Annotated in this window: 20 protein-coding genes; 15 read left to right on the top strand and 5 right to left on the bottom strand. The window is 59.5% G+C overall.

The window, feature by feature from the left end; all coding sequences use genetic code 11:
- The 3 genes from AC0VX3_RS05310 to AC0VX3_RS05320 are packed head-to-tail and all read right to left on the bottom strand — an operon-like array spanning nt 1 to nt 2725.
- A complete protein-coding gene (locus tag AC0VX3_RS05310) occupies nt 1–984 on the bottom strand; it encodes a TRAP transporter substrate-binding protein (RefSeq protein WP_475523844.1) in 984 nt (327 codons plus the stop codon).
- A 17-nt stretch (nt 985–1001) separates the two neighbouring features.
- Nucleotides 1002–2282 carry a TRAP transporter large permease subunit gene (locus AC0VX3_RS05315; RefSeq protein WP_475523845.1) on the bottom strand — a complete coding sequence of 427 codons (1281 nt, stop codon included), beginning with the start codon at nt 2280–2282 and terminating at the stop codon, nt 1002–1004.
- A complete protein-coding gene (locus AC0VX3_RS05320) occupies nt 2279–2725 on the bottom strand; it encodes a TRAP transporter small permease (protein ID WP_342893167.1) in 447 nt (148 codons plus the stop codon). The genes AC0VX3_RS05315 and AC0VX3_RS05320 overlap by 4 nt, the downstream gene beginning before the upstream one ends.
- A 197-nt stretch (nt 2726–2922) precedes the next feature.
- Here AC0VX3_RS05320 and AC0VX3_RS05325 point away from each other — a divergent pair, with 197 nt between their 5' ends.
- A complete protein-coding gene (locus AC0VX3_RS05325; protein WP_475523846.1) occupies nt 2923–3915 on the top strand; it encodes a LacI family DNA-binding transcriptional regulator in 993 nt (330 codons plus the stop codon).
- A gap of 99 nt (nt 3916–4014) precedes the next feature.
- On the opposite strand, the gene AC0VX3_RS05330 is transcribed toward AC0VX3_RS05325, so the two are convergent.
- On the bottom strand, nt 4015–4962 hold the full coding sequence (locus AC0VX3_RS05330) for a LacI family DNA-binding transcriptional regulator (RefSeq protein ID WP_475523847.1): 948 nt from the start codon (nt 4960–4962) through the stop codon (nt 4015–4017).
- Nucleotides 4963–5176: 214 nt separating this feature from the next.
- Here AC0VX3_RS05330 and AC0VX3_RS05335 point away from each other — a divergent pair, with 214 nt between their 5' ends.
- From AC0VX3_RS05335 to AC0VX3_RS05365, 7 genes are all read left to right on the top strand, one after another.
- Complete coding sequence (locus tag AC0VX3_RS05335) at nt 5177–6685, top strand: sugar ABC transporter ATP-binding protein (protein ID WP_475523848.1); 1509 nt, start codon at nt 5177–5179, stop codon at nt 6683–6685.
- Between the two features lie 11 nt (nt 6686–6696).
- The gene (locus AC0VX3_RS05340) at nt 6697–7719 is read left to right on the top strand and encodes an ABC transporter permease (RefSeq protein WP_475523849.1); all 1023 of its coding nucleotides are present in this window, start codon (nt 6697–6699) and stop codon (nt 7717–7719) included.
- 23 nt (nt 7720–7742) lie between these two features.
- Entirely contained in the window at nt 7743–8792 is a 1050-nt protein-coding gene (locus AC0VX3_RS05345; RefSeq protein WP_475523850.1) for a substrate-binding domain-containing protein, read from the top strand.
- 132 nt (nt 8793–8924) lie between these two features.
- Complete coding sequence (locus AC0VX3_RS05350) at nt 8925–9698, top strand: ATP-binding cassette domain-containing protein (protein WP_475523851.1); 774 nt, start codon at nt 8925–8927, stop codon at nt 9696–9698.
- A gap of 9 nt (nt 9699–9707) precedes the next feature.
- Nucleotides 9708–10835 (top strand): ABC transporter permease, encoded by a 1128-nt coding sequence (locus AC0VX3_RS05355; RefSeq protein ID WP_475523852.1) that lies wholly within the window; start codon nt 9708–9710, stop codon nt 10833–10835.
- A 40-nt stretch (nt 10836–10875) separates the two neighbouring features.
- Nucleotides 10876–12015: a substrate-binding domain-containing protein gene (locus AC0VX3_RS05360; protein WP_475523853.1), complete on the top strand. Its 1140-nt coding sequence runs from the start codon at nt 10876–10878 to the stop codon at nt 12013–12015.
- 341 nt (nt 12016–12356) lie between these two features.
- Complete coding sequence (locus tag AC0VX3_RS05365) at nt 12357–13280, top strand: SMP-30/gluconolactonase/LRE family protein (protein WP_475523854.1); 924 nt, start codon at nt 12357–12359, stop codon at nt 13278–13280.
- A 198-nt stretch (nt 13281–13478) separates the two neighbouring features.
- Here the strand turns inward: AC0VX3_RS05365 and AC0VX3_RS05370 are convergent, their stop codons facing one another.
- The gene (locus AC0VX3_RS05370) at nt 13479–14306 is read right to left on the bottom strand and encodes an IclR family transcriptional regulator (RefSeq protein ID WP_475523855.1); all 828 of its coding nucleotides are present in this window, start codon (nt 14304–14306) and stop codon (nt 13479–13481) included.
- A gap of 248 nt (nt 14307–14554) precedes the next feature.
- Here AC0VX3_RS05370 and AC0VX3_RS05375 point away from each other — a divergent pair, with 248 nt between their 5' ends.
- The 7 genes from AC0VX3_RS05375 to AC0VX3_RS05405 all read left to right on the top strand — a co-directional run bounded on the left by AC0VX3_RS05375 (nt 14555) and on the right by AC0VX3_RS05405 (nt 21118).
- On the top strand, nt 14555–15649 hold the full coding sequence (locus AC0VX3_RS05375) for a TRAP transporter substrate-binding protein (RefSeq protein ID WP_348189365.1): 1095 nt from the start codon (nt 14555–14557) through the stop codon (nt 15647–15649).
- 82 nt (nt 15650–15731) lie between these two features.
- Nucleotides 15732–16343: a TRAP transporter small permease subunit gene (locus tag AC0VX3_RS05380; protein ID WP_342893156.1), complete on the top strand. Its 612-nt coding sequence runs from the start codon at nt 15732–15734 to the stop codon at nt 16341–16343.
- Complete coding sequence (locus AC0VX3_RS05385; protein ID WP_342893155.1) at nt 16340–17704, top strand: TRAP transporter large permease; 1365 nt, start codon at nt 16340–16342, stop codon at nt 17702–17704. Before AC0VX3_RS05380 ends, AC0VX3_RS05385 begins: the two co-directional genes overlap by 4 nt.
- Nucleotides 17704–19059 (top strand): amidase, encoded by a 1356-nt coding sequence (locus AC0VX3_RS05390; protein WP_475523856.1) that lies wholly within the window; start codon nt 17704–17706, stop codon nt 19057–19059. Before AC0VX3_RS05385 ends, AC0VX3_RS05390 begins: the two co-directional genes overlap by 1 nt.
- Before the next feature lie 4 nt (nt 19060–19063).
- On the top strand, nt 19064–19261 hold the full coding sequence (locus AC0VX3_RS05395) for a hypothetical protein (protein ID WP_475523857.1): 198 nt from the start codon (nt 19064–19066) through the stop codon (nt 19259–19261).
- 4 nt (nt 19262–19265) lie between these two features.
- Complete coding sequence (locus tag AC0VX3_RS05400) at nt 19266–20228, top strand: 2-hydroxyacid dehydrogenase (RefSeq protein ID WP_475523858.1); 963 nt, start codon at nt 19266–19268, stop codon at nt 20226–20228.
- Between the two features lie 17 nt (nt 20229–20245).
- Nucleotides 20246–21118, top strand: coding sequence for an NAD(P)-dependent oxidoreductase (locus tag AC0VX3_RS05405; protein WP_475523859.1), 873 nt, complete (start codon nt 20246–20248; stop codon nt 21116–21118).
- Nucleotides 21119–21245 lie beyond the last annotated feature (127 nt).

Here is a 21245-nt window from a genome sequence, read left to right on the forward strand (position 1 = left end):
TTACTGTTGTGAAGCGTCCTGAATGGCGTTCACGAGGGCATCGCCGTTCTGCGCAATAAAGGCTTCCCAGACCGGCTTGACCTTTGCCTGAAACGCTGCGCCGTCGACATCGCGATTGACCTTCATGCCGGCTTCTTCAAGCGCGGTGATCATTTCGTCTTCCTTGGCAATGCTCAGCTCGCGCTGCATGGCGACGGCTTCGGCGGCGACCTCGACAATCGTGTTTCGCTGATCTTCCGTCAGGCCGTTGAACTTGTTGAGGTTCATGGCGACAGCCAGCGGTGAATAGGCATGCTGGGTGAGGCTCAGGTAGTCCTGGACTTCATAGAACTTGAAGGACAGCGTCACGCCGATCGGATGGTCCTGGCTGTCGACAACGCCGGTCTCGAGCGCCGTATAGAGTTCCGCGACCGGAATCTGTTGAGGGTTGGCATCCAGCGCCGCGAACATGTCGTTGAGGGCCTTGGAATTGTTGACCCGCATCCGCAGGCCCTTGACGTTGTCCGGCGTGCGGATCGGACCCTTGTTGTTGGTCATGTTGCGGTAGCCGTTTTCGGGAAAGCCAAGCCCCTTGAGGCCGTGGGTTTCGAAATCGGCCAGAACGCCTTGCCCGACCTCACCGTCCAGGACCGAATAGGCTGTCTCACGGGTCGGAAACATGAAGGGAAGGGTGAAAGCTGCCGACTCGGGCATCAGGCCCGAAAAGTTGTTGAGGCCGACCATGACAACATCGATGATGCCGGCGCGGGCGCCGTCGATCATCGTCGCATCGTTTCCGAGTTGTCCTTGCGGGAAGATCTGGACCTTGACTTCGCCGTTCGTTCTCGCGTCGACTTCTTTCTGGAAGAACTTGGCGAGATCCTGCTGCAGGTCGGTCTCGGGGGCAGCATGGGCAAACTTCAGCGTGACTTCCGCAAGCGATGACGTTGCCATGCCCAGGCTTACCAGCGTGGCCAGACCAATCTGTTTCAAGTGATGTTTCATTGAGAGTTCCTCCCTTCTCAACCGATGAACCATTTCATCGGAACCGTGATGATGCTCGGGAACACAACGAAGAGTGCGAGGAGCATCAGATAGGCGGTGATGAAAGGCCATGAGCCTTTCACCGCCGCAGACATCGGCACGCGGCCGACACCGCACACCACGTTCAGAACCGTTCCAACCGGCGGGGTGATCAGTCCGATGGAGCAATTGATGACGAACATCAGTCCGAAATAGACCGGATCGATGTTGGCCAGCTTGACCACGGGCATCAGCAGGGGCACCAGGATGAGAATGGTCGGCGACAGGTCCATCACCATGCCGACGCACAGCACCAGAACCATGATGACCGCCATCAGCAGGCGCGGATTGTCGACCAGCGGTCCGAGCAGTGCGGCGAGTTGCTGCGGCAGCTGCGCAACGGTGATGAGCCAGGCGGCGACCATCGCACAGCCGACCAGAAACATGACCATTGCCGTCGAGCGGCCGGCATTCACCAGAATGCGGAAAAAGCGCTGGAACGTCATTTCCCGGTAGATGACCGCCGAGACGAAAATCGCGTAGACGGCGGCGACAACCGCCGCTTCGGTCGGGGTGAATACGCCGAACCGGATACCGCCGATGATGATGACCGGCAAAAGAAGCGCCCAGACACCATCGGTGAAGGCGGCCATGCGTTCGGCGGCTGTTGCCCGTTCCAGTGTTTCGAGGTCTTCGCGGCGCATCAGCAGGTTCCAGACCAGCATCAACGCAGCACCCATCATCAGGCCGGGGACAATGCCCCCCAGGAACAGGTTCTTGATCGAGATGTTGCCGGCAACACCGATCAGGATCAGCGGCAGGGACGGCGGAATGACCGGAGCGATGATACCACCAGCCGCGAGAAGGCCGACCGAACGCCCGTCGGGATAGCCGGCCTTTTGCATCATCGGGTACAGGATGGCGACAAGGGCGGCCGCGTCGGCAACGGCGGACCCCGACAGGCCGGCAAGCAGGATTGCGGTCAGAATGGCGACATAGCCGAGACCACCCTTCTTGTGGCCGATCATGGAAACAGCCATGCGCACGATGCGTTTGGACAAACCGCCCGTGGCCATGACTTCGCCGGCGACCAGGAAGAACGGGATTGCCAGCAGCGGAAAGCTGTCGACGCCGTTGATGAGCGCCTGCGCCAGGATGTCCGCGCTGAAAAGGTTCATTTGCAGCATCAGGGCGATGGCGGCCAGGAGCAGCGCAAAGGCTACCGGCAGTCCGAGCAGGATGGCGCCGATCAGGACGCCGAGGAAAAGCAGGAGGGTCACGGGGTGTTCTCCCGGTTTTCGTCAAAATCCAGAGCGTCCGGCGAGATAATGCGCACAGCCGCGATCACGGTCATGAGAACGGCTGAGATGACACCGGCCAGGTAAAACAGGGCAGAGGGGAGACCGGTGAGCTGGGAGATGTTGTTCCAGTTGGCGTTCATCTGGCGAAACGCCCCCCAGAACAGCATCAGGACCGATATCAGAATGACCAGATAGGCGAGGCGCCGCAGAAAGGGGACCAGTCGCGGCAGAAACGCCTCGGCAACTTCGGTCACCGCAAGGTGGTCTTCACGGCGCAGCACCACGGCGGCCCCGAGCATGACGACCCAGACCAGCCCCAGACGTGACAATTCGACCGAGGGTCGCAAGCCGGATGAAAATCCGTACCGCAAGACCACGTTGGTGAAAACCAACACGATCATTGCCAGGAGCAGTGCCGCCATCGTCCAATCAATGACGCGCCATAACTTCCGCCAAATAACCAACGTTTCCTCCCGAAAGTTGACCGCTCAAGCGCGAAACAGTGTTAGGTTATCGATAACCTGATTTATTTGTTATCGGTAACACGCTAGATTGTCAACGGAGCTGCGACAGATATCCGGGCGCGGCAACCGGCGCAGCCGGAGGGGAGGGTCAAGACATGGTCACGCTTGCGGACGTTGCCAGGCTAGCGAAGGTCAGCACCATGACCGTTTCGAAAGTTCTGCGCGGAACCGGCGCCATTTCAGACCAGACAAAGACGCGCGTCTTCGAAGCCGCTGACGAACTCGGCTATGTGCCCAACCGGCTGGCCGGATCGCTCAGCACGCAAAAAAGCATGTTGGTTGCGGTGCTTATCCCCTCGATCGCCGATACGATCTACGCGGAAATCATCAGCAGTCTGCACAGTCTGCTGGACCGGGCCTCGCTGTCGATCTTCATCGCCGAAAGCCTGATGGACCCGGAGGTTGAAGAACGCCAGATCCAGGAGCTGCTCAGTCTGAGGCCAGCCTTTCTCGTGCGCAGCGGCGGGATTGCGTCCACCCAGCGCACACAGCTTCTGCAGCAGCGATTTGATGTGCCGCATATTCAGATCTGGGACGGCGACGATCCCCAGGGGCAGGTCACAGTCGGTCCGTCACATGTCGAGGCGGGAAAAATCGCCGCACGCCATTTTCTGGAGCTTGGATTGGGCAAGGTCGCTTATGTCGGCGCGGAAACGCAACTGGATCTGTGTGCGTCCCGGCGCATGGCCAGTTTCATTGCGGACATGAGCGCGGCCGGTGCGCAGGTCAGCGTCGTGACGGATCCGGACGTCCCGCGGCAGGCCGAAAGCGGCGAACTGCTCACACGTCGGCTCTTGGAGGACGGACCGAAAGTCGAGGGCATTTTTTATCTCAACGACGCCATGGCGATCGGTGGCTTGAGAGTTCTTCTGAAGTCCGGATACCGGGTGCCGGAAGATGTCCGGGTCCTGGGTTTCAACGGCACGTCGCGGGAGCAGACGATCAACACCCGCCTGACCACAATCAGCACCGACGGCCACCGGATCGGCGAGGCGGTCGCCGACGCCATTCTGGCAAGCGCCGGCGGACAGGTTGCGGAAAGTCACATTCTGTGTCCGTTGACGCTGGACCCCGGCAACACGACCTAGGGTAATCAGGATTTGCTCGAGACGTGGCGGATTTCGGTTTCGGCTGCGTTGGAAAGTCTTTGTGGGGGCGGCGTCGGAAAGTCCAAGTGGCGGGCGGCGTCAGACAGTGTCTCCCGGGACAAGCTGAAAGCCAACGTCGCTGACGGATGTCGCGCTGTCTCCATTGACCTTGAGCAGCAGTTTTTCAGCCGCGAGCTGGCCGATGCGCAGATGATTCACATGGACCGTCGTCAGACGGTAGGGCAACACCGAGGCGATCGGCAGCTCGCCCCAGCCGGCGATCCCGATGTCACCGGGTATGGAGATCTGTTGGGCCTGGCAGAAATGAACCGCGCCGACCGCCATGTTGTCGTTCTGGTAAAAGATCACCTCCACATGCGGATCTGACGACAGCAATTGCTCGGTTCCGTAAAAGCCGGGATAAAATCCGGGAATGTCGTTGAGGCAAAGCTGCCTGGTGAGCTTGCCGCCACCATCCTGAATTGCCTTGGCATAGCCGTTCAGGCGCGATGTGGCCGCATTGGCCGCGTCGTGGGACGTTCCGACATAGCCGAAACGGGTGTAGCCTTTCGTCAGCAGAAAGCGCCCCATGTCGTATCCGCTGTCGAAATGATTGAGCCCGACGCACATGTCCACGGGGCTTGAATTCAGGTCCCAGATTTCAACGAGCGGGACATTCGCGCCCTTCAGGATCTGGATGGCCCGGGGCGAGTGGGCGCGGCCGGTGAGGATCAGGCCGGCCGGCTGCCAGGACAGCACCGTCTCTATCCAGTTCTCTTCCTCGCTCTGAACATGCTGGGTCATGCCGAGCACGGTCTGATGATTGAAGCTGGCCAGCTTGCGGTCGATCCCTTCCAGAACGTGGGTGAACACCTCGTTGCCGAGATCGGGAATGCTGACACCTATGAATGTCGACTTCTTGTCGCCCGCAAAGACCGTCGCGAGCCGGTTCGGCAAATAGCCCAGGCGCTCCACTTCCACCATCACCTTGGCGCGTGTTTTTTCGGAGAAGCCGCCTTCGTCACGCAGCACGCGGCTTGCGGTCATTTTCGAAACACCGGCGGCCTTCGCAACTTCCGCGAGGCTTATCTTTTTGTTTTTATTTTGTAATTTAGGTTCTGACAAAATTTACGTTACCGGTAACTTTTTGATTGACTTCGAATTGTGACGGGCGGATGATAATCCTACGTTACCGGTAACTCAATCACTGTCTTGAGGAGAAGGCCGTAAGGTTGGGGATGGTAACGATGGGAGGAAGACCGTGCCAGGAAGTTTGAAGAACCGTCTTTTCTTTGACGGTATCCAAAAGCATTTCGGTGGAACTTATGCCGTTCGAGACGTCTCGCTGTCGATCGACCGGGGCGAGATCGTCGCTCTTCTGGGCGAAAACGGTGCCGGCAAGTCAACGCTGATCAAGATCCTGGGCGGCATCCACAAGCCGGATGCGGGCAGGGTGCTGATCGACGGTGAGCCCTATGAGCATCGTCCGGGCGGCTTCGGCCAGCGGCAGGCCGTTGCGTTCATTCACCAGGACCTGGGGATGATCGAGTGGATGACCGTCGCCGAGAACATGGCTCTGGCGCTGGGCTTTTCAAAAAAATTCGGGCTGATCAAATGGAACGACGCGGAGCAGTTCGCCGAAGTGGCGCTGAAACGGGTCGGATGCGATTTCTGCCCGTCGACACGGGTCCAGGATCTTTCGCGGACGGAAAAGTCCCTTGTCGCGATTGCCCGTGCGCTGGCGGTCGATTGCGATTTTCTGGTTCTCGACGAGCCGACGGCCTCCCTGCCCACCGATGAAGTTGTCCGGCTTTTCGAAGCCCTGCGCCCGCTGCGCGACAGCGGCGTCGGCATGATTTACGTGTCCCATCGCCTTGATGAAATCTTCCAGATTGCCGATCGCGTTGCGGTCCTCAGGGATGGTGAACTGGTCGGTGTGCGTGCGATCCAGCACACGACCACGGAAGAGCTGGTTCACATGATCGTCGGGCGCAAGACCCGCCAGGTCAGCAAGCTGAATGAAGCACCGGGGGCTCCGCTGCTGACGGTCAAGGGGCTTCAGACCAAGTCCGCCGGTCCGGTCGACCTGACGCTGTGCCGCAACGAATTGGTCGGCCTGGTCGGATTGCGCGGCGCAGGGCATGAGGAAATTGCCCGGGCGCTCTACGGCCTGGAAGATCATCGCGGCGAGGTGACGCTTGCAAACAGCGAAGTCCCCGATCTGAGGTCTCCCAAAACGGCACTGGATTCCGGAATTGGGCTGGTCGCCCGGGACCGAACCGAAGAATCGGTCGCGCTGCCGCTGACCATTCGCGAAAACACGTTTTTGAACCCGCAAGCCACGGGCCGGGGTCTCTTTTCGATCCTGTCTCCCAGTGCCGAGGCCAAAATGGCCGAGGAAATCGGGCGGCAGGTGGCGCTGAGCCCGAATGACCAGAGCATGGCCATAGAGGCTTTGTCCGGAGGCAACCAGCAGAAGGTCGTGATCGCGCGCTGGCTGGCGACAAACCGGAAGCTCCTGATCTGCGAGGATCCGACCGCTGGCGTCAACGTCGGCGCAAAGGCAGAAATCTACGCCCTGCTCAACAAGGCACTGCGCGAAGGGGTCGGCATTTTGCTGGTTTCGACCGATTTCGAGGAGGTCGCAACAATTTGCCACCGCGCCATCGTCTTCAGCCAGGGACAGATCGTCGACGAACTCTCCGGCACCAAGCTTTCGACTGAAAACCTGATTCAGGCTGCGTCAGCCAGCAACGCCGCGGCGGCCTAAGGACATCAACAATGCAATCACTTGAATCCCATGCGCTCGAGCCCACCAAGGCTGAAACCCAAGGGCTCTCGATCCGGGGGAAACTCCTGCGGCTGCTGCCGGTCTATGGTCTGGTGATTTTGACCGTCTTCCTGATCGTGTTGTTTTCGATCCTGTTGCCGACAACCTTTCCGACACTCCTGAACCTGCGGGCGATCGTTTCGGACAAGGCCATCATCGCGCTGTTGTCCCTGGGCGCGATGATTCCGATGGCCGCCGGCCGGATCGATCTGACCGTCGGCTACGGCATCGTGCTCTGGCACATTCTGGCCATCAGCCTGCAGACCTTGTTGGGAATTCCATGGCCCATGTCGGTGATGATCGTGCTGATGCTTGGGGCGATGACCGGGTTCTTCAACGGTCTGCTCGTGGAAGTTGCCAAGATCGACAGTTTCATCGCAACCCTCGGCACCGGCACGGTTCTTTATGCGATCGCCCTGTGGCACACCGGCGGGCGGCAGATGGTCGGCGTCCTGCCGGACGGTTTTTATGCGCTGAGCACGACATTCGTCTTCGGCCTTCCGATCACCGGTTTCTATCTGATCGCGATCACCGTCTTCATGTGGCTTGTCCTCGAATACACGCCCGTCGGCCGGTATCTCTACGCCATCGGTGCGAACCAGCGCGCCGCGCAGCTCAACGGCATTCCGACCCGCAAATTCGTGATTGGCGCGTTCATGGCCTCCGGAATGATGACAGCTCTCGCCGGCGTGCTTCTGGCGTCCAAGCTTCGGATCGGCCAGGCAAGCGTTGGACTTGAATTCCTGCTGCCGGCCCTGGTCGGTGCCTTCCTGGGCTCAACGACGATCAAGCCGGGACGGGTCAATGTCTGGGGCACGGTGGTCGGGGTTGCAATCCTTGCGGTCGGCATCTCCGGAATTCAGCAATTCGGCGGCTCGTTCTGGGTCGAACCGCTTTTCAACGGCGTCACTTTGCTGATCGCAATCGGCATCGCCGGCTACGCACAGCGCCGACGGGGGGCGTTGAAAAAATAACGTTCTTGCTCTGGGAGGATACTATGCAGAAACGTGATTTCCTGAAGGTTTTTCTTGCAACAACAATGCTGGCGGGGATGGGGGTTCCCACTCTTGCACAGACAGCGTGGGACGGCCCGACAACGGGACCGGCGGCCGCCGACGGCAAAACCGTCGTGGTGGTCGCGGCCGACCTGAAAAACGGGGGCATTCTGGGCGTCACCAATGGGGTGGAAGAGGCTGCTGCCAGGATCGGCTGGGACGTGCGCGTGCTTGATGGCGCCGGCTCGGTACAGGGGCGTACGGCGGCAATCGGCCAGGCCATGGCCCTGCAGCCCGACGGCATCGTCATCAACGGTTTCGACGCGGTCGAACAGCAGGCCGCTCTGGAAGGCGTGGTCGCAGCCAGCATTCCGATGGTGGCCTGGCATTCCGGTCCGAAAATCGGTTGCGACGCCCCCGGAGGAATTTTCGCCAACATCTCGACCGATGCGATGAGTGTTTCGGAAGTCGCCGCGAATTGGGCGATTGACGACGGCGGCAAGGACATCGGGGTGATCATTTTCACCGATTCCACCTATCAGATCGCCATCGACAAGGCAGACCGGTTGCAAGAGACCGTCGAGGCGTCCGGCGGCAAAGTGCTTGAATATGTCGACACGCCGATTGCCGACACCTCGACCCGCATGGGGCCGCTGACCACCACCCTTCTGCAGAAATACGGTGACAGCTGGACCCATGCGCTTGCGATCAACGATCTCTATTTCGATTTCATGGGTCCGGCTCTTGCGGCGGCCGGCATTTCCGCCACTGATGGACCGCAGGCAGGCTCTGCCGGTGACGGCTCCGAAGCCGCGTTCCAGCGCATTCGAACCGGCGGATATCAGGCCATCACGGTTGCCGAGCCGCTGAACCTTCAGGGCTGGCAGCTTGTGGACGAGCTGAACCGTGCCGTACAGGGCGAAGCCTGCTCGGGCTACGTCACGTCCCCCGCTCTGGTGACCAGGGACGGGCTTGAGAAGATGGGCGACAGCAACGCTTTCGACCCTGACACACCCTACCGCGAAGCCTACGCCGCCATCTGGGGCAAGTAGTCTTCCTGGTGCGGGCCGTCGGCAGCAGCCGCGGGCGGCCCGCCTAGCGAACCAACAGACGAAACTGCAAATCATTTTTGCCGGGGCTTGGCCGCGGACAGGGAAGGTTTGTCTTCAATTCGGGGTGAACACATGCCTACCGGCGACAACAATTCCGGTCCCTTGGTGTCGATGCGCAACATCACGAAACGCTTCGGCGGCGTGACCGCGCTTTCAAACGTCGACCTGGACGCATATGCGGGCGAGGTCCTTGCCATCGTCGGCGACAACGGTGCCGGAAAATCGACTTTGATCAAGATCCTGACAGGGGTCTATCAGCCGACGGAGGGAGACGTCTTCGTCGGTGGCAAGAAGCTGGTGATGAACAGTCATTCCGACGCGATCGAGGAAGGCATCGACGCCGTCTACCAGACGCTGGCGCTCGCGGACCATCTGGACCCGGCGTCCAACATGTTCCTCGGCAACGAACTGACCAGGTCGGTCCTCGGGATCACCGTGCTCGACAACAAGCGCATGCGCGAAGAGACGGAACGTGTCCTTTTTGAACGTCTCGGGGTCAGGCTGCGCTCCCTCGATGTGCCGACGGCCAGCCTGTCCGGTGGACAGCGGCAGGCCGTCGCCATTGCGCGTGCGGTCTATCACGAGGGCCTGCGGGTGCTTGTCATGGACGAGCCGACGGCAGCGCTCGGACCCCAGGAAACGGCCCGCACCCTGAAACTGATCATGGCCCTCAAGGCCCAGGGACTGGCCGTCATTCTGATCTCTCATTCCCTTGACGACGTTTTCGAGGTCGCCGACCGGGTGCATGTGCAGCGGCGCGGCAAATGCGCCGGCGTCGTGAGTGTATCGCAGAGCTCCCCGCAGGACGTTCTGGGCCTGATCGTTGGCGCCGAAGAAGCGGCTTAGGAGAAAACAATGACAACGACTACGCATCCGGGGCAGCCGGTGAAGTTCTCCGAACGGATCGAGCCGTTCCTGGCGATCATCGGACCGATGGTCATGATCCTGGCCATACTCCTGTTCATGGGCGTGGCCGACCCGGCCCGCTATTACAGGCTCTCCAATCTCAACCTGATCCTGCTGGACGCCGCGCTTTACATGCCGATGGCGATGGCAATGACCTTCGTCATCACCCAGCGCGGCATCGATCTGTCGATCGGATCCGTCGCCGCCCTGACCAGTATTCTCATGGCGTTTCTGATCAAGCAGTACGGCTTCTCCACGCCGGTCGCGATCACGGTCGCCCTGGTTCTCGGAGCCTTGTGCGGTCTGGTCAACGGATTGGTGATCACCAAGTTCAAGGTGCCGGATCTGATCGGCACGCTGGCCATGGATCTGGTCTATCGCGGCCTGGCACTGGTGATCGCGAAAGGTCTCGTGCTGGCGCGGTTCCCGGAACTCCTGACCGAAATCGGCAGGGGCCAGATCCCCGGGTTCATTCCCGTTCCCGTCGTGATCGGCCTTCTGACGATGGCGCTCGGCTACTGGCTGTTGAAACGAACGTATTTCGGCCGCTACACCGTCGCGATCGGCTCCAATCCCGAAGCCGCCGAGATGACCGGTATCGCGGTCGACCGCTACAAGGTCTATGCCTATGTGCTGATGGGCGCGGCAGCGGCCCTGGCCGGCGTCATGCTGACCGGCAAGCTCAATGCGATTCAGGCGACTTCCGCGCCCTATTTCAATCTTCACGTGATTGCGGCCGTCGTCGTCGGCGGCACATCGCTGTTCGGCGGACGGGCGTCAATGCTTGGCTCGCTCGCCGGCGTGTTGCTGCTGTCGATGATGATCAACGCGCTGGTCACGCTCCGGATCGAGTTTTTCTGGCAGTCCGTGGCCTCGGGTGTCGTGATCGTTGCCTCGGTCGCACTCTACACCTGGCTGCAGAAAAAGGACCGGGACGGTGCCAGGGGACTGATTGCCGGGTTCACGACCCCGGAAAGTCTCAAGCTCCTGCGCCTTACAGGCGGCCTGCTCGCAGCGCTCGCTCTCCTGCTTCTCATTGGAACTCTGCTCGCCGGCAACACCGTTGCCAGCGGCTGAGGTCCATGTTCGCGGAAATTCATCACCAGGGAGGAAAATGATGAACAAGCTACTGATATCCGCACTCGGTCTTCTGGTGCTTTCGGGCACCGGCAGTCAGGCCGAAGACACACTGCCGCTCAGGGAACTGCCGGGGATCGCCGACAGGGACTACTGGGTTCCCGGCGAAGTCAACGCCGAGGGCAAGCTGGAGGCGTTGCAAGCCGTCGTCGGATCGGAAGGCGTGCCGTTTGCCGGCAGCCAGGAAAAGCCGATTGAAATCGCATTGATCTACCCCTCGGCAGACACCTCGGATTTCTGGGCACGCAACTTTCTGGCCATGACCAAGAGGCTGGAAGAGCTGGGCATCAAGTACAACACCACGGAGTTCGCAAGCCGTCAGATCGAGCACTCGCTGCAGTCGACCTATGCCAATCAGGTGCTGCAGGACGGCGACATCTACGATTACGTGATCTTCGGTCCTTCGGAACTCGCCATCCAGGCCGACAACATCGACAAATTGGCCGGGGCAGACGGTTTCAGGACATATGTCTGGGCTTTCCATACCCCGATGAAGGACCTGGAAAACCAGCCGGATGTCTGGTTCGATTTCTCTTCGGCCGCCGGTGCGCTGGTGATGTGCGACTACATGCTGGATCGGCTCGGCAACCGCATCACCATGGCCATGAACCGCGGTATTCCGGGGATCACGGACAATCAGCGGTCCGGTGATTTCAAGGATTGCGTCATGGAAAAGGGCGACTGGACCGTCGCCTACGAACACTATGGCGAATATCAGCGCGAAGGCGGCTTTGAAGGCACCAGCCTGATCCTGCAGGCCTATCCGGAAGCCACGATCATTCACAATGCCAACACGGCCATGGCGATGGGCAGCGTTGAAGCGCAGGTTTCCGTCGGCAAGGAGAAAGAAATCTTCTCGACGGGTTGGGGCGGCACCGGCCTTGAGCTGGATGCCATCCGGCGGGGCGAGCTGGATGCAACACCCATGCGCATGGGTGATGATGTCGGCGCGGCGACGGCGGAAGCGATCAAGGCGGATCTGGAGGATCGGGCCGGTGAACTGCCGCTCGTGTTCCTGGGCCGGATCACTGTTGCCCATGACCAGATGGAAGCCGAACAACTCGACGCATTGCAACAGGAAGCGTTCCGCTTTTCCGGTGTCGGTGCCCTGGAGCGTTGATCCTGCAGCCTGTCGAGAACGGCTAGCTTCTGCGGTGGTCGACCTGAGTTGATCGAAGCCGTCAAAGCAACGCTACCGGTCCTGTCGGACCGGTAGCGTTTGGATCCGGAGCGTTCCTTTGCAGCAAGTTGCGGGCACCGCGGTTGAAGGGATATCAACCAAGTGCCGGACCCGCGCGCCGGAAGCTGGCAACCTTCAAATGCGCGGACGCGCCGTCGATACGTATCAGGCAAAATGGGGTCCGGATTCAAGTCACCCTGGAAACCGTATGAAGAAGCAGGGCTGGGGAACCACCCGCCCCGTCCCCTTCGAACTCTTTTGGAAAAACAGCGGGAAACATGATGTTTGGTGTTTTGGAAGGAACCGGGTTTGAAGTGATCGAACCGGAATTCGCGGCCTGTTTCATCGGTCACGCGCGGGTCGAGCGTCTGTGGACCGGTGCCCGCTGGTCCGAAGGGCCGGCCTGGTTTCCCGCCGGGCGGTATCTCGTCTGGTCGGATATTCCGAACAACCGGTTGCTGCGCTGGGACGAAACCGACGGCTCCGTCTCCGAATTCCGCTCGCCTTCAAACAACGCCAATGGCAATACGGTCGACACGCAAGGACGGCTGGTGACCTGCGAGCATCTGACGCGCCGGGTGACGCGGACCGAGCACGATGGGTCCATTTCGGTGATCGCCTCCCATTGGGAAGGCAAGCGACTGAACTCACCCAACGATGTCGTGGTGAAGTCCGATGAATCGGTCTGGTTCACCGATCCGTCCTACGGCATCCTGATGGACTATGAGGGAGAGCGGGCGGACAGCGAAATCGGGGACTGCCATGTCTATCGGGCGGATCCGGAAACGGGCAAGGTCGAGGTGGTCGCCACCGGGTTCTTCAAGCCCAACGGTCTGGCCTTTTCAGCGGACGAGGCATGGCTCTACGTCTCGGATACCGGCATCACCCATCACGAGGACGGTCCCGCCCATATCGAGAAACTGAAACTGGGCAAGGACGGCAAGACGCTGGAGGACAGGCGCGTTTTCGCGGTTTGCAGCAACGGCATTTTCGACGGCTTCCGGCTTGATCGCGACGGCCGGATCTGGGCATCCGCCGCAGACGGCGTGCATTGCCTCGATAAGACGGGGGCGCTGATCGGCAAGATCCATATTCCCGAAATGGTTGGCAACGTTTGTTTCGGGGGGGCAAAACTGAACCGTCTGTTTGTTGCCGGAACCACATCGCTCTATTCGGTCTTTCTGAACGTGAACGGGCTTAAATGAGCATGTGACGGGTTCGCGTTGAATTCACGGGGTCTTCGTGGCGGCGGTCCGGTCGCGGAGAAGAGACGCGCGCCCACTCCGCAGGCCCCATGGCACGCGGATTATGATCCCGCTGCTCTTGACCTCAGGCTTCCGCAACCCAATCAGACAAAGGCCCCCACTCACCAGAATGAACGGGGATTTTGGCGTTCCGGAAGCTCAAACTGTAGAGGATTCGAGCGCCGACGTGATCCGGTTCGCCGCATACTGGACCTTGTCGGCAATGCGCTGCAGCTGATTGTCGGGAAAACGCACGCTCGGGCCGGAGATCGACACCCCGGCGATTACTTTCCCGAGCGTGTCGAAAACCGGGGCAGCGATACATCTCATGCCCATGTAGCGCTCTTCGTCATCGAGCGCCCAGCCGAGGTCCCTTATTTTTGCAAGTTCCGACTTGAGATGATCGGGCTGGGTAATCGACTTGGACGTCTGTCTTGCAAGCTTCCTGTCTTTCAGGAAGCGGTCCAGCTGGCTGTTGTCCATATGAGCCAGCAATATCTTGCCAACGCCCGATGTGTGGAAGTAACTCGCCGCCCCGTTCTTGATTGACGCTCTGATGGGATTGTCGGATTCCACCTGGATCAGATACAGCAGTTCTCCGCCGTCCTCGATCGCAAGGTTCGCGGTTTCTCCTGTCAGACGGGCCAGTTCCTCCATTACCGGAGTTGCGGCGGTCATCAGGTTGGAACCGGCCTGGTAGGCATTGCCGACGCGAAAAGCCTGCGCTCCCACGCACCAATGTCCGTCCTGTTCATTGAACAGCACCATGCCGCGTTGTTGAAGGGTTGCAAGGATACGGTGAGTTGACGCAACAGGTGTATTGGTGTTGCGTGAAATCTCTGACAGTGTAGCCTTCTGGTTGTCGGCGAGAAAGACAAGCACTTTCAATCCGCGGTCCAGGGCCTGAACCGTCTGGGTAGGGGTGTTGGGCGCGCGGGTGGTCCCTTTGGGGCGTCCTCTTCGAGAAGGTTGTAGTTTTCCAGCCATAAGCCTATTGCCACCTGATTTTGAAGCGAAAGTATACCAAACCAAAACGCATTTTCAGATCAAAAAATGAAAAATAAAAACGTATTTAAAGCAATGGTTTACCAGTAATTTTGCCTGTTTGAAAATAGGTTTTTCATTAAAATTGACAAATTTGCGAGGTGTTCTATCTTTGGGGTGTCCGCATGGCCGCGGGCTGGGCCTGACCGTCAGGATAACGGCGGCAGCGCACCATTCCATTGGGAGGAAACATGTCTAAATCTATCAATCGCAGAAACTTGCTGCGTGGGTCCGCCGTTGTCGGCGCAGGCGCACTTGCAGCACCGGCTGTTCATGCGCAGGAGGGTCAGACTTTCAAAATGCAGGCCGCTTGGGGAGGCGGCATCTTTCTTGAAAACGCACAGTCCTATGTGAACCGGGTCAACGAAATGACCGGTGGCGCCCTGAAAATCGAGCTTCTGCCCGTGAACTCGGTCGTGAAAACCAGCCAGATGCAGGATGCAGTTCACCGCGGTGTTCTGGATGCGGCGCACTATGTGCCGGCCTACTGGTACTCCAAGTCGAAATCCGCCTCGTTGTTCGGAACCGGTCCGTGCTTCGGCTGGTCAAGCCAGGAAGTGCTGGGCTGGGTCAACTATGGCGGCGGCCAGGAACTCTTCGACGAGCTTATGGCGTCTCTCGGATTGAATGTGGTGTCATTCTTCAATTCGCCGATGCCGGCACAGCCGCTTGGCTGGTTCAAACAGCAGATCACCGATGCCGATCAGATGAGCGGCCTGAAATACCGTACCGTCGGACTGGCTGCGGATGTCCTGCTGGAAATGGGCATGTCCGTCGTCCAGTTGCCCGGTGGCGAAATTCAGCCGGCCATGAAATCCGGACTGATTGATGCTGCGGAGTTCAACAATCCGACATCGGATCGCGATTTCGGCATGCAGGACGTGTCCAAGCACTATCATCTCGCGTCGTTCCACCAGAGCCAGGAATTCTTTGAAGTCACCTTCAACAAGAAGAAATACGACGCTCTTGCGCCGGAGCTTCAGGCGATCCTGAAATACGCTTCCGAAGCCGAGAACTCCAACTTCTACTGGCACAACACCAAGCGCTATGCCGACGATCTTGTGACCCTCGCGGAAGAGCAGGGTGTCAACGTCTATCGCACGCCGGACAGCGTGATGCAGGCACAGCTGGAAGCATGGGATGTCGTCGTCGACCGGATCTCGAAAGAAGATCCCTTCTTCGCCAAGGTCGTCGAAAGCCAGATGGCCTATGCCAAGACGGTGATGAACTACCTGAACTTGAACCAGCCCGACTACAAGCTGGCTTACAAGCACCACTTCGGCTGATCTGTCCGCTGATGATTGTTTGAAGGGGAGGTTGCGGTTTCGCGACCTCCAATAGCTGCGGCTGAGTTGGTGAGGGCAGACCTTGATCAAGACAATTCACGCCATCGAAGGGCTGAGCCAGTGGATCGGCAAGGCCTTCGGATGGTGCATTCTCATCCTGACACTGTCGGTATCCTATGAGGTGTTCGTACGATACGTGCTGAACGCCCCGACCGTCTGGGCCTTTGACGTGATGGTGCAGATGTATGGTGCCCTGTTCCTGATGGCAGGCGCCTACGCGCTGGCGCAGGACGCGCATGTTCGCGGGGACGTGCTTTACAGACTGTTTTCCGTGCGCTGGCAGGCGCGCGTGGATTTCATCCTCTACATACTCTTCTTCTTTCCCGGCATGATCGCGCTGTTCTGGTACGGCTGGGAAATCGCGGCCGACAGTTGGCGCTACAAGGAAGTCAGCTGGAACAGTCCGGCCCGGATTCAGATCTATTTCTTCAAGACGTTGATACCGGTTGCCGGTCTTTTGCTGATGGTTCAGGGCGCGGCTGAAATGATGCGCTGCTGGATCGCCATGCGGGAGGGGAAATGGCCTGCGCGGATCGATGACGTCCGTGAAACGGAAGACATGTTAATGCACATGACTGAAGGAGATCTCAGTTCGGTGACGCATGTGGAAAGCAACAAGGAAAACAACAAATGACCGATCCACAAGTCGCCATCTTGATGCTTTGCCTGTTCATTGTGCTGGTGCTGCTCGGATTCCCGATCGCATTCACTCTGATCGCCATGGGCGTCGGCTTCGGGTTTTATGCCTATTATCAGGGCGCGCCTGACAGCATCGCGGACTTCTTCAACAACAACATTTTTTACCTGCTGAACCAGAACACCTATTCGGTGATGGAAAACGACACGCTTGTCGCCATACCGTTGTTCCTGTTCATGGGGTATGTGGTCGAGCGCGCGAACATCGTCAACAGACTGTTCTTTTCCCTCTATCAGGCTGCGCACAATCTTCCCGGATCACTGGGGATCGCAGCGCTGATGACCTGCGCGGTCTTTTCGACGGCCTCCGGTATCGTGGGTGCCGTCGTCACCCTGATGGGGCTTCTGGCCTACCCGGCCATGAACAAGGCGGGGTATGACAAGAGCTTTGCCTCGGGCATCATTTGCGCCGGCGGCACGCTCGGCATCCTGATCCCGCCTTCGATCATGCTGATCGTCTATGCGGCGATCGCCGAATTGTCTCCGCTGCGGCTTTATGCGGCCGCGGTGTTTCCGGGACTGCTGCTTGCCGGGCTGTACATCGTCTACGTAATCATCCGGGTCAAGATCAACCCCGCGCTTGCGCCGATGCCCGACAAGAAGGACATCCCGCCCAAACGCGAAATCTATTTCAATCTGCTGGTCTCGTTCGTTCCGCTCACGGTACTCATTCTATTGGTGTTGGGATCCATTCTGGGCGGTCTGGCAACGCCTGCGGAAGCCGCCGCCATGGGTGCGCTGGGCGGGCTGGTCCTGGCGGTGGCCTATCGGTCGCTGACCTGGCAGAAAGTCAAGGAAAGCGTCTTTCTGACCGCCAAGGCAACCGCGATGGTGTGCTGGCTGTTTGTCGGTTCGTGGACGTTCGCTTCGATCTTCTCCTATCTCGGCGGACATGATGTGATCGAGCATTGGGTCCTCAGCATGGACCTGGAGCCGTGGCAGTTCCTGATCATGGTGCAGCTGATCATATTCCTCCTGGGATGGCCGCTCGAATGGTCGGAAATTCTGATCATCTTCGTGCCGATCTTCCTGCCCATGCTCGATACGTTCGGCGTGAACCCGTATTTCTTTGCCATGCTGGTTGCCCTGAACCTGCAGACCTCGTTCCTGACGCCCCCCATGGCCATGTCCGCGTACTATCTGAAGGGCGTGTTGAAGGCGCAGATCGAACTGGTCGAGATATTCAAGGGTCTCATGCCGTATCTGGCGATCGTGATGCTGTGCATGGTGCTGATGTACCAGTTCCCGGGCATCGCTCTCTGGCTTCCGGATTACCTGTTCGGCAAGTGGATACCTTGATGAAGCACGAACTCTCCTTGCTCTCCGCGGCTCAGGCTGCGGAGGCTATTCGCAACGGCCGGATCTCGTCCGAAGCACTTGTCAAAACCTGTCTTGACAGGATCCGGCACAGCGAACCGGACATTGGAGCGTGGGCGCATCTTGTCCCGGAAGAAGCGCTCGAGCAGGCGCGCGCCGCGGATCTTATTCGCAAGATCGGCCGGGCGACCGGAGCTCTGCATGGCGTGCCGGTTGGTCTCAAGGACATTGTCGACACGAAAGACATGCCCACCGAACAGGGATCTCAAATCAACGCGGGACGGAGACCGGATGCTGATGCGAGGCTGGTAGAGCGCTTGCGCGAGGCCGGTGCGGTGATCATGGGCAAGACCGTCACCACCGAGTTTGCCTATCTCCGGCCGTCATCCACGCGCAACCCGGCAAATACCCTGCACACGCCCGGCGGCTCTTCCAGCGGCTCCGCCGCGGCGGTTGCAGCGCGTCACGTTCCCCTTGCCGTCGGCAGTCAGACCGGCGGCTCCGTGATCAGGCCCGCGTCGTTCTGCGGGGTGTTCGGATTCAAGCCGACACGGGGCACGATTTCCAGAAGCGGCCTCCTGCGCACGTCCGCGACGCTGGACCAGGTGGGGGTCTTTGCAAATTCGCTGTCCGATGCGGCCCTGCTGGTCGATGTGATCGGCGGCTACGACCAGACGGATCCCGCCAGCTTTGCCCGTCCCCGGGCCGGACTGCTGAAAGGGGCAGAAGCAGATGTTCCCGTGGAGCCGACGATCGCATGGTTCGACATGCCCTATCATGACCGTCTGGCCCCGGATGCACAGGCCGGATTGGAAACCGTGATTTCAACTCTCGGGGCACGCGTCGAACGGTTCTCGCCGAGACCGGAGCTCGCCGATCTGGTGAACGTCCACAAGACGATCTACGACTACGAGATCACGGAAATCTTCGCTGATACTGTCGCGGCCAACACGGGCGCAGTCAGCCAGGAGCTCCAGGATGCGATTGGGCGCGGGCAGTCGATCAGCCTCGATCAATATCAGGATGCCCTGGCGGTGAAGGCCTCGGCCGAACAGTTCTTTGCCAGGTTCTTCAATGATTTTGACGCCATCCTGTCACCTGCCGCATCCGGGGAGGCCCCATTGATCTCCGAAGGGCATACGGGCGATGCCGTCTACTGCACCGCCTGGACACTTGCAGGCTTGCCCAGCCTGAGCCTTCCACTGCTCGTCGGCGAAAACGATTTGCCTGTCGGGGTGCAGCTGATCGGTGCCGCGGAAGAGGATGACCGATTGCTGCGGACGGCTGCCTGGATACAACGCAGCCTCGCCGGCCACCAAAGTGAAAATGGAGAGTAACAGCATGTCGCGCCTTACAAACATTATCCTGGGTGCGTTTGGCACCGCCCTGATGGCGGTGTTCGTTCTCGGCCTGTCGCATAGCATCTCGACGGGATTTGCCGGCATCCTGGGGGGGCTGCCCTTTACGATCATCGTCCTCTTTGTCCTTGGGCTGGCTCTGTTCAATCTTTGGGAAGATGCATTCCGGAAAAAGGACTGATCCCATGAGTGGAAAACCCGTTCTGTGGTTGCCCCGCCGTGTTTCCGATTCGACAATTGCGCGCGCCCACCAGAATTACGATGTCATCGTGACGGAAACCGACATGCCCGGCACCGCCGACGAGATCGTTGCCATGAGTGCTATGGCCGACGCGATGATGCCCTGCCACTCCGAGCATTTCAGCGCTGATGTTGTTGCGCGTCTTGATCCCCGGTTGAAGATCATCGCCAATCATTCTGTCGGCGTGGATCATTGCGATATTCCTGCGCTCAAGGCGCGCAATATCGTGGTTACGAACACGCCGGATGTGCTGTCGGACGCGACGGCCGAGCTTGCCATGCTGCTCATGCTTGGGGCTGCGCGGCGGGTTGTCGACGGTGAGAGGCTGGTGCGCACCGGTTCCTGGGACAGCTGGAGTCCGGCCTTCATGGTCGGCAAGCAAGTGTCGGGTTCACGTCTGGGGATCGTCGGAATGGGGCGCGTCGGCCGGGCGTTTGCGGCAAAGGCACGCGGCTTCGATATGGAGATACACTACTACAACCGGTCCCGGTTGCCGGAAGGGCTGGAAAAGGGGGCGGTCTTCCACGAGACGATCGAGAGCCTCCTGCCGGTTTCAGACTTCCTGTCGCTTCATTGCCCGGCCACTCCTGAAACGGTCGATCTGATGAATTCCCGGCGGTTCGGGTTGTTGCCCGACGGTGCCGTTTTCGTCAATTCTGCCCGCGGGGCCCTGGTCGATGAAACCGCGTTGCTGGAAGCGATCGGGTCCGGAAAGCTTGCGGGAGCGGGTCTTGATTGCTTCAAGACCGAGCCGGGTGGCAATCCGGCATTCGCAGAGTTCAACAACATATTCATGTTGCCACATATCGGCAGTGCTACTGCCAAGACGCGCGATGCGATGGGTTTTCGCGCGCTGGACAATCTGGACGCATTCTTCGCGGGTGAGACACCACGCGACGCATTTTAGAAAAAGAGGAATCTGGTATGGCAAAAGTTGCGTTTCTCGGCCTTGGGGTGATGGGCTACCCGATGGCAGGGTACCTGCAGAAAGCAGGGCATGAAGTGACGGTTTACAACCGTACCGCTGCGAAGGCTGAAAAATGGGCCGGCGAGTACGGCGGCCGTTTTGCCGCAACACCGCGCGAAGCTGCCGCCGCTGCGGATATCGTGTTCAGCTGTGTGGGCAACGACGATGATCTGCGAAGCGTTTGCACGGGAGATCAGGGCGCTTTCAGCGGCATGGCGGCGGGAACGCTTTTTGTCGATCACACCACGGTGTCCGCAAAAGTCACGCGCGACCTTTTCGAGCTGGCCAAGGAAAGTGGAATCGGCTTTGTCGATGCACCGGTTTCGGGAGGTCAGGCCGGCGCCGAGAACGGCCAGCTCGTTGTCATGTGCGGTGGGGATCAGGCCGCATACGACAGGGCCGAGCCGCTGATCGATGCGTATGCCAAGAAATGCGTTCGCCTGGGTGAAAGCGGCGCAGGCCAGCTGACAAAAATGGTCAACCAGATCTGCATAGCCGGGCTGGTCCAGGGCCTTTCGGAGGGCCTGCATTTTGCCGAGAAGGCCGGCCTCGACGGGCGGGCGGTGATCGATGTGATTGGCGGTGGCGCTGCCGGAAGCTGGCAAATGGTCAATCGCTACGAGACGATGCTCGATGATCATTTCGAGCATGGTTTCGCTGTCGACTGGATGCGCAAGGACCTCGGTATCTGTCTGGCAACGGCCAACGAGAACGGGGCCAGCCTGCCGGTAACCGCTCTTGTCGATCAGTTCTACAAGGATGTTCAGAAACTTGGTGGCGGCCGCTGGGACACCTCTTCCCTGCTCAAGCGCCTGCGCGCGCTGGGCTGATCCCGCACAAGAATGGATCAGGGCCGGTCGCGTTGCCCGCCCTGATCCGCACCGGATCTTGACGGAAACCATCTGTCCGTTTCAGGCCTTCAAAGAAACGATTGGCGACGATCCGCACGTCCGGGCG

The organism is Roseibium sp. QJM3NY_11 (genome assembly GCF_056173175.1).

Bases quoted from the DNA above. Each gene is read 5' to 3' on its own strand.
- AC0VX3_RS05350 (WP_475523851.1), top strand. From the start codon at position 8,925: ATGCCTACCGGCGACAACAATTCCGGTCCCTTGGTGTCGATGCGCAAC.
- AC0VX3_RS05320 (WP_342893167.1), bottom strand. From the start codon at position 2,725: ATGGCGGCACTGCTCCTGGCAATGATCGTGTTGGTTTTCACCAACGTG.
- AC0VX3_RS05390 (WP_475523856.1), top strand. From the start codon at position 17,704: ATGAAGCACGAACTCTCCTTGCTCTCCGCGGCTCAGGCTGCGGAGGCT.
- AC0VX3_RS05340 (WP_475523849.1), top strand. From the start codon at position 6,697: ATGCAATCACTTGAATCCCATGCGCTCGAGCCCACCAAGGCTGAAACC.
- AC0VX3_RS05400 (WP_475523858.1), top strand. From the start codon at position 19,266: ATGAGTGGAAAACCCGTTCTGTGGTTGCCCCGCCGTGTTTCCGATTCG.
- AC0VX3_RS05355 (WP_475523852.1), top strand. From the start codon at position 9,708: ATGACAACGACTACGCATCCGGGGCAGCCGGTGAAGTTCTCCGAACGG.
- AC0VX3_RS05360 (WP_475523853.1), top strand. From the start codon at position 10,876: ATGAACAAGCTACTGATATCCGCACTCGGTCTTCTGGTGCTTTCGGGC.
- AC0VX3_RS05385 (WP_342893155.1), top strand. From the start codon at position 16,340: ATGACCGATCCACAAGTCGCCATCTTGATGCTTTGCCTGTTCATTGTG.
- AC0VX3_RS05345 (WP_475523850.1), top strand. From the start codon at position 7,743: ATGCAGAAACGTGATTTCCTGAAGGTTTTTCTTGCAACAACAATGCTG.
- AC0VX3_RS05405 (WP_475523859.1), top strand. From the start codon at position 20,246: ATGGCAAAAGTTGCGTTTCTCGGCCTTGGGGTGATGGGCTACCCGATG.
- AC0VX3_RS05365 (WP_475523854.1), top strand. From the start codon at position 12,357: ATGTTTGGTGTTTTGGAAGGAACCGGGTTTGAAGTGATCGAACCGGAA.
- AC0VX3_RS05325 (WP_475523846.1), top strand. From the start codon at position 2,923: ATGGTCACGCTTGCGGACGTTGCCAGGCTAGCGAAGGTCAGCACCATG.
- AC0VX3_RS05310 (WP_475523844.1), bottom strand. From the start codon at position 984: ATGAAACATCACTTGAAACAGATTGGTCTGGCCACGCTGGTAAGCCTG.
- AC0VX3_RS05395 (WP_475523857.1), top strand. From the start codon at position 19,064: ATGTCGCGCCTTACAAACATTATCCTGGGTGCGTTTGGCACCGCCCTG.
- AC0VX3_RS05370 (WP_475523855.1), bottom strand. From the start codon at position 14,306: ATGGCTGGAAAACTACAACCTTCTCGAAGAGGACGCCCCAAAGGGACC.
- AC0VX3_RS05330 (WP_475523847.1), bottom strand. From the start codon at position 4,962: ATGACCGCAAGCCGCGTGCTGCGTGACGAAGGCGGCTTCTCCGAAAAA.
- AC0VX3_RS05375 (WP_348189365.1), top strand. From the start codon at position 14,555: ATGTCTAAATCTATCAATCGCAGAAACTTGCTGCGTGGGTCCGCCGTT.